General features: G+C 29.6%; 10 protein-coding genes and 1 other RNA gene. 3 read left to right on the plus strand and 8 right to left on the minus strand.

Going from position 1 to position 13,367, the window contains the following annotated elements; all coding sequences use genetic code 11:
* Positions 1-133 precede the first annotated feature (133 nt).
* Together ACPWTF_RS05655 and ssrA are read left to right on the plus strand one after the other, a co-directional pair.
* Positions 134-1,336 carry a serine hydrolase domain-containing protein gene (locus tag ACPWTF_RS05655; RefSeq protein WP_427874750.1) on the plus strand — a complete coding sequence of 401 codons (1,203 nt, stop codon included), beginning with the start codon at positions 134-136 and terminating at the stop codon, positions 1,334-1,336.
* Positions 1,337-1,402: 66 nt separating this feature from the next.
* Positions 1,403-1,799, plus strand: a transfer-messenger RNA (tmRNA) gene (ssrA, locus tag ACPWTF_RS05660).
* A 203-nt stretch (positions 1,800-2,002) separates the two neighbouring features.
* Here the strand turns inward: ssrA and ACPWTF_RS05665 are convergent.
* The 5 genes from ACPWTF_RS05665 to ACPWTF_RS05685 all read right to left on the minus strand — a co-directional run bounded on the left by ACPWTF_RS05665 (position 2,003) and on the right by ACPWTF_RS05685 (position 8,870).
* Positions 2,003-2,632, minus strand: coding sequence for an RloB family protein (locus tag ACPWTF_RS05665; protein WP_427874751.1), 630 nt, complete (start codon positions 2,630-2,632; stop codon positions 2,003-2,005).
* 1 nt (position 2,633) lies between these two features.
* Complete coding sequence (locus ACPWTF_RS05670; RefSeq protein ID WP_427874752.1) at positions 2,634-3,944, minus strand: AAA family ATPase; 1,311 nt, start codon at positions 3,942-3,944, stop codon at positions 2,634-2,636.
* Between the two features lie 508 nt (positions 3,945-4,452).
* Positions 4,453-7,158: a DUF4365 domain-containing protein gene (locus ACPWTF_RS05675; protein WP_427874753.1), complete on the minus strand. Its 2,706-nt coding sequence runs from the start codon at positions 7,156-7,158 to the stop codon at positions 4,453-4,455.
* 59 nt (positions 7,159-7,217) lie between these two features.
* Positions 7,218-7,469 carry a hypothetical protein gene (locus ACPWTF_RS05680; RefSeq protein WP_427874754.1) on the minus strand — a complete coding sequence of 84 codons (252 nt, stop codon included), beginning with the start codon at positions 7,467-7,469 and terminating at the stop codon, positions 7,218-7,220.
* 39 nt (positions 7,470-7,508) lie between these two features.
* Positions 7,509-8,870 carry a hypothetical protein gene (locus tag ACPWTF_RS05685; RefSeq protein WP_427874755.1) on the minus strand — a complete coding sequence of 454 codons (1,362 nt, stop codon included), beginning with the start codon at positions 8,868-8,870 and terminating at the stop codon, positions 7,509-7,511.
* 362 nt (positions 8,871-9,232) lie between these two features.
* Between ACPWTF_RS05685 and ACPWTF_RS05690 the strand changes: the two genes are divergently transcribed.
* Positions 9,233-9,637 carry a helix-turn-helix domain-containing protein gene (locus tag ACPWTF_RS05690; protein WP_427874756.1) on the plus strand — a complete coding sequence of 135 codons (405 nt, stop codon included), beginning with the start codon at positions 9,233-9,235 and terminating at the stop codon, positions 9,635-9,637.
* Between the two features lie 162 nt (positions 9,638-9,799).
* On the opposite strand, the gene ACPWTF_RS05695 is transcribed toward ACPWTF_RS05690, so the two are convergent.
* The 3 genes from ACPWTF_RS05695 to ACPWTF_RS05705 are packed head-to-tail and all read right to left on the minus strand — an operon-like array spanning position 9,800 to position 13,367.
* Positions 9,800-10,321 carry a DUF3347 domain-containing protein gene (locus tag ACPWTF_RS05695; protein ID WP_427874757.1) on the minus strand — a complete coding sequence of 174 codons (522 nt, stop codon included), beginning with the start codon at positions 10,319-10,321 and terminating at the stop codon, positions 9,800-9,802.
* Positions 10,318-12,753, minus strand: a complete 2,436-nt coding sequence (locus tag ACPWTF_RS05700; RefSeq protein WP_427874758.1) for a zinc-dependent metalloprotease — start codon at positions 12,751-12,753, stop codon at positions 10,318-10,320. Before ACPWTF_RS05700 ends, ACPWTF_RS05695 begins: the two co-directional genes overlap by 4 nt.
* Before the next feature lie 5 nt (positions 12,754-12,758).
* Positions 12,759-13,367 (minus strand): RagB/SusD family nutrient uptake outer membrane protein, encoded by a 609-nt coding sequence (locus tag ACPWTF_RS05705; protein ID WP_427874759.1) that lies wholly within the window; start codon positions 13,365-13,367, stop codon positions 12,759-12,761.

A 13,367-nucleotide genomic window follows, 5' to 3' on the forward strand; every position in this document is an offset into this window, starting at 1 on the left:
TTAAAACCGTTAAAAGCTGAAAAACAATCGACTAAAATTTACTTTTCTTAAAATTATGTTAAAAAAACAAATTAAAGCCTCAGAACTAAGAATACAACAAAATTGAATTCGATATATTTGTTTTTAAAGAACGATGCAAATGATTTTCCTTAAAAAGACAAAGATACCACAATTACTTTTTTCTATACTTGTTTTAAGTTCATGTGGTCAAAACAAAAAAACAACAACAGATACTACTCAAACAGTCGAAGATACTTTACCTAAAATGAAACCGTTAGGTTCAGAGCCGAAAGTTTCTCAAGCATATAAAAATTCGGTTGTAGGCAGAATAAATCACTTTTACAATAAAAATTGGCCCAATAATAACATGAACGGGAGTTTCTTGGTTGCCAAAAACGGACAGATTTTATTTGAAAGATATAATGGTTTTGCCAATAAAAATGAAGGAACCAAAATAACGCCCGAAACACCTGTACAAATTGCTTCGGTAAGTAAAGTTTTGACGGCTACAGCAGTTTTAAAATTGGTTAATGCAGGTAAAATTGAATTGGACCAAAAGGTAAATACGATCTTAAAAACTTTTCCATACGAAGAATGTACCATAAGAATGTTACTGGATCATCGTACCGGAATGCGCAACTATGCTTATTTCACAGATCGTGATAAATCGATTTGGAACCGACATAATCAATTAACCAATAAAGATATTCTGGATATTTTAGCAACAAAAGATATTGGTTTAGAATCTAGAACAGGAACTCGTTTTAGCTACTGTAATACTAACTATGCAATGTTGGCACTTATTATCGAAAAAATTACTGGTTTAAGCTACAAAGAAGCAATGTCTGAAATGATTTTTAAGCCACTAGGAATGAAAAACACCTACGTTTTTGACGATGATAAAGACAGAAAAAAAATTGTCCCATCCTATAAAGGTAACGGCGTTGAAATTGGTTTTGATTATCTAGACAATGTTTACGGCGACAAAAACATTTTCTCTACCGCTAGAGATCTTTTAAAGTTTGATAGAGCAAGACAATCACCAGATTTCTTAAAACCTGAGTTATTGAAACAAGTATACACAGGTTACAGCAACGAACGTAAAGGAACTAAAAATTATGGTCTTGGAATTAGAATGATTAACTGGGAAACAGGTCAGAATTTCTATTTTCATAATGGCTGGTGGCACGGAAACACCTCATCTTACATTACTTTGATGAACGAAGGCGTAACCATTATTGCGTTATCAAATAAGATGACCAGAAACACTTATGCAGTTCGTAAACTAGCCCCAGTCTTCGGAGATTACCCTTTTAATTTTAAAGACGAAGAATAACAAAATTTTTCTGAAATTTTTAGCAGAAAGTAATTTCAAATACTCTAAATTTGCAGACTTATTTTTGGGGTCGACTGGTTTTGACAGCGAGTCGAATTGAACAGTAAGCACGTCGAGCATTGAGACCTTGCTCGTAAATATAAGATCTCGAACTTTTACACGGCGAAAATAATTACGCTTTAGCTGCATAATCCGAATCATAGTAAGATTGCGCCACGTCTCTACAAGGTAGAGAAGCTGGATTCTCCTGGAAAGCCTTGGTTTGTGGCGTTCCGTTCAGGGGAACCGTAAAAATAAACCTAGATTTCCATGAGCTTCGGGTGGATTTCGAAAATTAAGAAGATAAGTGTTGGGTGGTTGTTTCTGGCCTAGCTCAACATCGAAAATTCAATCAGGAAATAAACGTGTAGAAAGCTCTTTAGTTGCTCGTTTGGACCGGGTTCGATTCCCGGCGACTCCACAAAAAAGCCTGTAAACTTATTGTTTACAGGCTTTTTGATTTTTAATTGACAATTTAGTTGATATTTTTATTGTTGATAAATACTTTTTTTTCTAAGTAATAGATTGCATACTTAAAACGCATTATACCACTAGTTTCTTTTTTTTTCAAAAACTACAATTTAAATTTTCAATTATAACTTATCAACTTAACTATTATTTATTTTTTTATGCAAATAATTTATGTTTTTTCTCAAAAAACTCAAACATTTCTGAAATAGCTGATTGTGGAGAATTAATATCAAAATCACCTAATGCTTTTGAATGCTCAATAGCATTCTTTTGATTAGAAAGCAATTTTAAATATATATCATTATCTTTTTTTGTAAAATATTTTTGAGTTTTTTCATAATCTTTTAGATGTTTCTTCAATTGCTTTGAAGCACCTTCACAAGAATCAAAGAAACGACCAGTTTTTTCAAAATGCAATAAAAACCAAAATTCCAGACAAGGATTATTTACTATTATTTTTACATTATCTACTTTAGATAACTTTATTTGATATTCTTTAAATTCTTGCACAGTTGATTTTTGTCCTTTTGATTTTGTTCTATCCTCTTCATTTATTTTATCAAAATCAACAATCCAAAATACACTGTCAAAATGTTTCGCTGATTCAACTATTTCATTATACTGCTCAGATAATCTCTTTTTTTGAGGTAATTTTGGCTTAAGGCTTACATTTAAAGTTGACTCATTTCTTTTCATCATTTCAAAGTACCAAAACTCACATTCTCCATCAACAATTATTGCTATTTGCTTCCTACTTTTAAATTTTAAGTCTTTCTTCTTTCTCATTTTATTCCTCGTCGTTATTAATATCTAAAAAATAATCGCCTAATTGAGGAATACCCCCTAATTTTCCTATTTTATAAGCATTAAATATATTACTTGTATCTCTAACTGTTTTACTGTCAAAATCTGATAATGAATATAATTCTGTTGAATTTTGATCATCTTTATTAGTAAACCAAATAGAATCGTTCCTAAAAATATCTTTATTAATTAATATTTCTCTGTTATGAGTAGTTGCAATAATTTGAGATTCTTTTGAATTTATTAAATATGTTAAAAGAAAATGGATATATAAATCTGGATGTAAGGATGCTTCTAATTCATCAATAGGAATGATCATAGAATTGTGAAGTAGTAAATCTAATAATCCAGCAAAACCATAATAACGTTGCGTTCCTTGTGACTGTTTTTCGAAAGGAAGTTTATATTTTGAATTATTTACAGTATGTTCAAACTCTAAATTAATTGTTGTAAATTTTGAATTAGCCTTTAATTCAGCTACTCTATCTTTAGAATTTTTATCATTCCTTTCTAAAAATTCAATAAAGCTTTTGGGGATTTCTTTTTCTTCTTCATTAAAGACTATATCTGAAATATTGAAATCAGCTTTTTGTAAAATATTTATAACATTTTCTTTTATAATATTTCCATCATTAATTTCATTTGTAACAAAACTCTCAAGATCAGTTTTAGTATATACAAGAGGCTTTAAAGATTCATAAAACCAATCTGTAACTTCTTTCAATTCTTGAAGTTCAATATTAGTTTTCAGAAATCCACCTAGTACGGTATTGTTCCATAAAGTATTTCCCTCTAATGATTTTTCAAAAGATTTACTTCTAGAAATTTTGCTTCCAAATTTTATATTGGTTAATTGTTTATTAATATCTGTTGTCCTTTTAAAAACATTTGCTTTATTTGGATTATAAAAATTTAATTCCTCTCTGATTATAGCATTCCTATTAAGTTCAACTTCATACCCATATTTTATTTTATTATGAATAAATTCTAAAGATAAGATTGTATTTTCTTGTGGGGTTAGTTCATCAAATAAAAAAGGATGCAAATCAAATTTTTCCGTTTTTTTATCATGTGGATTTAGAACTATATCTTTAAGAAATTCTAAGGCCTTAAGAACAGTAGTTTTACCTGATGCATTAGCTCCGTATATTAAAATTAGCTTTAACAAACGAATACCTTTAATAGGTTCAAATACATAATGATTCTCTAAATCTGTTGAATTTGTGGCTTCAAATGATAATTCTTGTTTATCTTTTATAGAACCAAAGTTTTGAATAGTAAAATTTACAATCATTTTTACCCTTTATTTTGTAGATTAATTACAAATATAGATATAAAAACTAGTTTATCAGCTTTTTTTAAGTCTAATTTAGCAATCTTATATTGGTACAAAAACTTAATACGACAATTCACAAGTAAACATATTTATTATTGAGCCAAGAATGATGATGATAAAATAGTTTTTGATAAGAAGTTGTAAATATCCATTAATATAAAAGCAATAGTTGAATATATAAGTCCTGAGCCACCAAAAACAATTGCCAATCCAGCTTGGATTACAGGAGTTTTTTCCCTGTTAAAAAAAATATTATAATTGTTCTATAAACTAAAATTCTCGGATGCATCATGCCTAATATTATTAAAATATCTTTTAAGAGATAAAGCTATAATCCATGGCAATAATAATATTATGCATTTAAACTAGAATAATAAATATTACATTATAAAAAAGCCTACGAAAAAAAATCATAGGCTTTTTATAGTGATATTAATTATATTTCTTTAATTAGTCAATCTAAAAATCAATTAAAATTATTTAGGAAAATTTTAGCCACACCTTCAATGTAATTTCCCTTTAAGCCTTTTATAATCTCTATCCTTAATTTTTCACTCTTCTTAAATGCTTTCTTATAAAAATCTGTTTTATAGTAAAGTAACCAATATAGGTTGAATTTAGAATAATCAAATCCTTCCATATCCATTAACCAATCATAATAATCCTTATCAACTGCTTTAGAAGAAAGTAATCTAACTTCCCCTGTAAACTCAATATCAAATTTGAACATTAAATTTATAACTTTATCCAAGTGATAATTTTTCGTTTCTTTTCTTCCACTCAAAAACTCATGTCCAGTTTTTAGATTTGTATAATCTGGAGTTAGTTTTAAATACTTATCAAAAAACTCTACTTTATGATCCAATACACTATAAATAGAAAAAAGATAATACAACTCCTCATCAAAATCTTTTTCAAGTTTAGAGTTCAGCTGTTCTTTTAATATTGTAACAGTCTCAACAGTTAGATGTTTTATAATAAATATTAGATTTGCAAATCGCTCCCTCTTACAGAATTCCTCAATAGAAAATTCTGAAATCTGCAATATCTTTTTAAGTGAATTCTCTATTAGAACTGAGGCTTTATTATTTTTTTCGATATATAACTTAATGGCCAACGAAAACACATTACTAGATTGTAAATTATCCAAAGTAAGTAATGAGATTATCTTTTCGAGATTAGATACAGAAACTTCATTACTACTGTTTAAAAAATTATAAAGGAAATCATAATTTCTAAAATAAGTTTCTCCTAATATTTCTAATAAGAGTAAATATTTTTCAAGTAGTGCATTTTTTTGATCAATAGAAATATTAATTACTTCCAAAATCATCAAATAACTCTGAGTTATCTGCAAGATTTTTCTATTGTGCTTATAATTTTCATTTTTAAAATTATCAATAATTATTCCTGTTGAATTAACCAAATTATCTATATAATTATTAAGACGGTCATAAGTAATATCAGTAAATTGAATATCTAATGATTTCAATTTATACTTATTTAGTAAATATCGTATTTGTTTTGGTTCGGCATGAAAAAGCCACATATCGATAATTGTATAACCAAAATGATCATATTTATCAGAAGCTGGATTATTAATTGAATAAAGAGCAAAAATACCTTCAAGAGCTTTATTTACTAATACTTCAAATTCTAGATAATCACTGTATATTAATAAATTATATTCAATAAAACCGTATGCTCTTAAAAAATCTACTATTAAAGCTCTGGAATATCCATTTCGTGAGCTACCACCAAATTGATCATTAAACCAAAACTTTTGAATTTCAGACAATTTACTATCAATCTCCCATAAAGCACCATCAATAAATCTTCTATCCTTTATTAACTTAAAAATATCAATAAAATGCTCAGGTATTAGTATTTCGTCAAGATCAAATGTCAATTCATCTAAATCATTAAGTATTTCATTCCTATTTACTCCAAAATAATCCCATGAAATCATTTTTTTTAACTGAATCAAGTTAAACTTTACAATAATGAAAAAACCAGGATACTTACTGATAGTGATATCAGTAAGTATATTTTTATGTTCTCTGTAAGACTTCTCAAAATCAGCAATTAGGTAGTATGTATAAGCCTTTCGTAATCTAAATGCTATATTTGTAGAATCTAAGTCAATTTGCAGTAATTCGTTTGTTCTTTTAAAATTTAATTCGCCATAAGAACATCTTTCACAACTGCAATCACTTGAAAAATACAGATTATGAACGCAAATTCTATGTTCAATTCTTTTTGCTTTACCACACCAATTTAAATGTGTAATCCAATTCACTGAGAAAAACAATAAGATTTTTTTAAGTTTTTCTTGTAAATCTTTGACGTGCGAGTAATCAATATCTAAATTATTAAAATAATATACATTATCCTTAAGTTCTAAACTACTAAACAAATCAAATATTGCTTCATTATCAGTTGAAAGATTCTCTCCAAGTAAACTTCCATTTTTACCAATAAGGATATCTAATCCATTAATTACAGGGATAGGCAAAACATCAATTCCTTCAAATTTATCAATTACCTTACAAAGCCCATCTATAATGTTTAGTTTGCTTACCTCATGATTAATTTGCTTGTAATTAGGCCTCAAAAAAATCTTTGATTTTCTTTTATGTAATTGATGTTTTTGAGACTCTTCTATATCTGAAAAAAATCTCTCAAAATTTTCTTCATTTAAAATATTTTTCTGCGGTATTTTAACTTGTAAAGATTTTTTCCCTTTTTGAGCTTGCTCAATAATTTGATCTTCCAATTTGCTATCAAGTTGAACAGCATACCAATAAATCATATCATTTGATATGTCACATACCATAAAAATTAATGGTTCCGATAATTCATAGTAAAAATAATTAGCATGTCGAAGAGACATCTGGAATGAAAAAGAATCCTCATTTTTCAGAATTTTAGGTTTTTTGTTAATGCCTTTAGATTGTACTAGAAAAAGTATTTCTCTTTTATTATGCTTAGACTTATTTAGAACTTCAATATAGATATCTGTTCCCCAATCCTGACTAGGGTTGGTTTCATTTTCAAGAATTTCTAAATCTTTTAAAAAAAATAAGTTTCTTAACTTACTTCGAATCTTGCTAAGAGCTTCTTTTTCAATAAAATTTGTACTGGGTTGGCTTTTCGCAATCTTTACTGTCATAATTTACATTATCTGTATTATCAAAAAAATGGAGAAGTTTTTTTTAAAAATTGATATAATTATTTATTAAAAAAATTATCTAACCTTTCATCTCTAGCAAAAAAATATAAACTAAGCATTGCAAAAATCCACAAAGCCCACTGCTCCCAATACGGAAGATCATAGTTTTTACAAAACAATTTATATGCCCAATAATATCCATAAATTGAATAAAACTTCACATATATCCATTTTATTTTTGGATAACACTTCATTTCTAATTGCTTTCTGGAAGAAAGCTTTTCAAAATCAATTTCTTCAAATTTCTTCATACAATGGTGTTTACTATACTTTGAAATTAATTATTATCATTAATTCCAGGGAAGTCTTTCTACTTTTCCACTTGTAAAACGATGATCAGAGCACCGATTACAATAATTACCTTTAAAATTTAGCACTTTTAACAACGTCAACTCAATATACCAAATGCAAAGCTCCAAAGCTTCTTGTTTAGCCCTATCTTCTATCTTACTTAGTTTTATTCTTTTTTCCTCCTGCGAATGCACAATTGCATTTCTTATCTGTACAACAGCTTCAGGAGCATCACTTAATTTTTCGGACTTTAAAAAATTCTGCAATGACGTAAATCTTTTTGGAACATCGTAATTAATATTCAATTGAGAAATTAGTAAACGTATTTTATTAGAGGCATTTATATTTTCAGAATCTTTACCAATTAATAGTTTCTTATTTTCTACGATATACCAATTATATAATAATTCCAAGGCTGTTTGAGCCATTATTATTGAACCTTCAATAAATCCGCTCCCTTTATTACATTCCATGTACCAATGAATTACACTATTTAGTACATCTTTATGATTTTCATCTTTCCATTTATTACTAAAAACTTGCCAAAGCTCATTAAAACCTTCAATAGAATGAGAATTAGTCCAACTTGTTAATTTATCATAAGAATCAGCATGGTAATTAGAATAATCTAACCAAAGAACATTATCTTTATAAATACCATGTATAAATAATGCCGAAGTTCGTTTTCCATTTAAAAAACTCAGAAAAACACTTAAACAGTGAAGAATTTCTTTAGAACTTTGAAATGTTAAAGTACCTTTTTTTACTTTTAATTCACCTGAATATAAAATTAAATACCCTCCACTTTCATTTAGCAAATCAACTGACATTTTGTAGTTTAGACATTTATCAATGACAATAGAGTATTTATCATTATCTAAAATTATTCTGCTTTTAAATGAACCACTAAATGTGTTATCTATTTTTTTAACTATACCTCCTGAAAACTCTCGAAAATTTGGTACACAAAATTTTATTTTATCAACAGCTATTGTTTTATCTCCGAATATTGCTTCAAAGTGAAATACCCCTTTTATTGTAATTTGATCATCAATATTAAAATTAGATATAAAGCCTTTTCCTAAATTATGCTCATCACAAATAACATCAAAATATCCAATTGTATTTATGAGCTTCATTATCTTTTCAGATTTTTCTATTGATTTCCCGTAAAAAATTACTCCTTTGTGCGGAAGCCATCGATATTCGATCTTGCCAATAAGTTTGATTTCATCTGTGTCATCTTTTAAAGTAAATTCTCCTTCATACACATTTATTGGTTGATTAGTCATTTCCATACTAATAGGAGACTCTAAAATATCATCATATTCGCTCAATAATTCTGAAATGCGATTATTCATAATTAAATATTTACTATTTTTTATCTTGTTGATCTATACATTCTTTTTTATTATTTTAAAATCATAAGTTACTTTTTTCAATTCCTGATTAAAAAAAGAATCATACAAATTATTAGATCTATAATTTGTCAAACATTCATGTTCCAATTCATCCTCAAATTCAAAAGTAATTTTTTGCAAAACAATGAATGTATTCGTTTTTTTTGTTTTTCATAAATATATACAAAAAGTAAAAACTATTGCGATTTAGACATAATATCTTACAAAAGATATTGTATAGAATATTTTTTTATCTTTGAAATTCAAATGTTTTTAATCGAAATGGCTTTATCTTTGAGCATTCAGAAAATCAAGACTCATTTATGGAACAGAAAATTCATCAAGGAAGAAATGTAAAACGATTCAGGGAAATGCTTGGTATTAAACAAGAAGCATTGGCTTATGACCTAGGCGAAGACTGGAACCAAAAGAAAATTTCTATGTTGGAGCAGAAAGATGTTATTGAAGATTCTCTTCTTAAACAAATTTCGAATTCTTTGAGAATTCCTGTTGAAGCATTTCAGAATTTTGATGAAGAACAGGCGATAAATATTATTTCAAATAAATTTGATAACGGTTCAATTGGCTATCAAAAGAATGATACTTGTACATTTAATCCTATTGATAAAATTGTACAATTGTATGATGATAAAATAGCTTTATATGAGCGTATGTTGAAAGAGAAAGATGAAATGATGGCAAGGCTTGAAAAGCTAATCAATAAATAAATCATTTATAAAGTATACAAAAAAAGCCTTTTCTACTTAAAGAAAAGGCTCTTTCGTTTCAAATCAAAAATTCGCTCAAAAAAATGTATATTTCATAAACGACAAATACGGCTTCCCTACAAAGAATACCGCATTCATCAAACTAATTCAAAATTAAAAAAATTATAAACTTGCTTTTACTTCACCACAAGTTAGCATGTTTTTTGGGTAGTACGGATTTTTGATTTCCTTACTATCACTTGTCCAAACCGCACCTGTCATTGGGCAAATTTGTAAATACAATGTCTCATCAGCAGGTTTAAATTTTGGAGCCTGATCCCAATATTTTACCGAGAGTGTTTCAAAAATCTTACGCTGTTTGTTGATGTTTTTTGTTGTCGTTAATGCCGTTGCCAATTCGATAATTTCTTTTCTCGAAGTCGTAGCCGCATTCATGTTTTCTAAATTTAACTTTTTAAACTTGAAGTTTTTTAAGGCACTTTTTAAAGCTTCTGCATTTTTAACAACCGCTAAACTGTCTGATGTTAAAAAGCTATTTTTTAAAGCCAAATAACTTTTTGTGATTTCTTTTTTCTCTGCTTCACGCTTGGCAACCAATTCAGGAGTTACTTCTTCTTTTGATGTAAGTTGCGCCTGAGCTAAAAAGCTACAGAAAATAAATGCTATAACTAATAAATTTTTCATGATGTAGGTTTATCTAATTTGGTAATGATTTTATCGATGTCAATCAAAATGCTTTCATAATGATCTTTATTGATTCCTGTTACTGAAGTTTTTAATTTTTCAATATCCGTTTTCAATTTTAAAAGATGCTGTTTTGCGTATAATTTCACATCACTTCGCTGTGCTGCATTTGCTGCTTTTCCAGGTTCTAATTCTTTCGGCAATAAAAGCATGCCTAATTTTTCGATATAACCGCGCTGAAAACCTCTTCTGTAAAAATCTTGTTTTTCGTCTCCGCTAAATTTAACCCAAACCGTTTGTTGCACATCGTTCAAAAATTCTGGAACCGTATAAGCTCCTTCCGACTGCATTGATTTGAGGTTAATATTGTAAAGCATTCCTGAACTCAACAGCATATTTAAAACTTGATTCTGCTGATCAGAGATTTGATCTTCTCTCTTTAAAGCAATCAGATCATCAATTTCTTGCGGATACATCCAAAGTGGAGAAACAAACAATTGTCTTCCCAAATAATCTATCGCTGCCTTTACTTTTGCTTTAGGAACTGGTTTGTAAACTACCCCTTTTTCATCAACTGTTCGTTTTGTAACGTAATTGTTTCCGATATTTTTCAGAACATGATACAAATACAATCCGTATTGTCTTACTACTGCTTTGTGCATTTCTGCTAAATTATCATACGGATCGTTTGGCTGATAAGTCCATTCGATAAGATGAGGCACAACACGCTTCAGGTTTTTAATTCCGTAATCGCTGGCAAGTACCGCATCGTCTCCAAGATCTTCTGATTGACTACGCGGATCTTCGTCTTTTCCTTCTCCACCAAACCATAATTTCGGGTTCGCCGTTAAGCTATCAGTGGTTAATTTGGCCAATAATTTCTCTTCTTCAAACTCATCTTTCGTGTTTGGGTAATATTTATATCCCCATTCAACAGCCCATTTATCATAACTCCCAATACGCGGATAAAGACCTATTGGACTAATATTATCTTCTGGCTGTGCTACATAATTAAAACGGGCATAATCCATAATAGAAACCGTATGTCCATTTGCTTCTACCCATTTTTTATCACGAAGTTTTTCAACCGGAGTTGCACTGCTCGCTCCCATGTTATGACGTAAGCCAATGGTATGTCCGATTTCGTGAGAAGAGACAAAACGGATTAATTGCCCCATTAATTCATCATCTAAATGCATTTTTCTTGCTCTTGGATCTAAAAGCTCGGCCTGAATCATGTACCATCGCTGCACCAATTTCATTACGTTATGATACCAGCCAACGTGGCTTTCCATAATTTCGCCACTTCTTGGATCACTAATTCTTGGCCCGTAAGCATTTGGCGTTTCTGATGCTAAATATCGCACTACAGAATATCTTGCATCTTCCAAACTCATGGTTTTATCGTCTTCTGGCCATTCTTTACCTACAATGGCATTCTTGAAACCTGCTGCTTCAAAAGCTTTTTGCCAATCGTTGATACCTGCAATTAAATAAGGCCTCCATTTTTTTGGCGTTGCCGGATCGATATAATAAACAATCTGTTTCTTTGGTTCTACCAATTCACCTCTCAAGTATTTTTTAATATCCTTGTCTTTTGGTTCTAAACGATAGCGTTGCACAATGAATTTCTTTTGAGCACGCTGTTCATCATCATCAAACAAAACATATTTATTGGCAAAATAACCCACTCTTTCATCGAAGAAACGTTTGCGCATTGGCGTTTTCGGAAGCAATACAATCGAAGTATTCAATCGTAATGTTATGCTTCCACTACTTGATGTAGAACTGGTATACGTTTTTGTTGTTTTAGTCTCAATATTAATTGGATATGCATCAATGCTTTCAACAAAAGATTTGTCATCGGCAAGAGACGTTAATTTTTTCTCTGTTTTGTCCTGACTTCCGATAGAGAACATCGCATTATCTTTCTTGAAAACATCTGTTACTTCAATAACCACATCTTTGGTGTCTGGATTGGTTGTTTTTATTGGAAACGCAGCCACAATCGGATTTTCATTGCTTCCTTCTAATGCTTTTGCAAGCATAGAATCTGAAGAACGAACATCTTGTCTGTATTGCAGCGATCTTAAATAAACTGTATTATTGGAACCTTTTTCAAAATAAATAGTCTGCTCGTTCGCTTTTTCTCCGCCAAAATTCCCAAAACCTTCGGGTGTTGAAAGATATCTCGTTACAACAAGCATGTATCGATTAAATAAACTATCTGGAATTTGAAAGTAATATTTAGTATCAACTTGGCTAACTGTAAAAAGACCTGATTTGTTTTTAGCTTTATCGGTAATTATTTTATTGTAAGCCTGCATACCTTTTGGCTGTGTACTGGTACTATCGGCTTTCTTTTCGGGAGTCTGAGCAAAACCATGCTGCCAACACGACAGCATGATTAGAGATATAATTAACTTTTTCATCTAAATTAAAATGGGACTTTTTCGTCTGTGTTTAATGTCAGTTTCGGGTTTTTCTGCAAAACCGATAAGGGAAACGGGATAATATACAATCTAGAGTTTGGCTGTAACGTATATGTTTTTTGAGGAACAGTTTTGTTTACCAAAGGAAATACTCTTGTAATGGTTTTAGCAAATTCGGTTTCTGTATTCAATCTCTTTAAATCAAAGAAACGGTTAAAGCCTAAAAGCAATTCTTTTCTTCTTTCATTAATAACAAGTTCCATTGTTTCTTTTCTTGTAGCTGGAACTTCTAAGTTTACTGTACCTGATAAAATACGTTTTGCTCTCAATGTATTTAAAACCGTAACGGCTTCATTAAATTTATTATCTCTGGCATAACATTCTGCCAGAATTAGATATACTTCTGTCGTTTTCATCCCCACAGTAGGGTAGAAAAATCTGGTGTATTGTGTTGCCCAATATGCTGTATTTGAACCCTGATCTAAATTGGTTGCGCTTGTAGAATTAAAAAACAAATTGAAGCGGGCATCGTTAGTACCAAATAAAGTTCTTAATTCCGGACTGATGACATAAAGCTGACCAAAGTTCATTTCGTTATAACCTGTCATGTACAT

It is taken from the genome of Flavobacterium sp. MMS24-S5 (genome assembly GCF_050320125.1).
Classification (GTDB): domain Bacteria; phylum Bacteroidota; class Bacteroidia; order Flavobacteriales; family Flavobacteriaceae; genus Flavobacterium; species Flavobacterium tyrosinilyticum.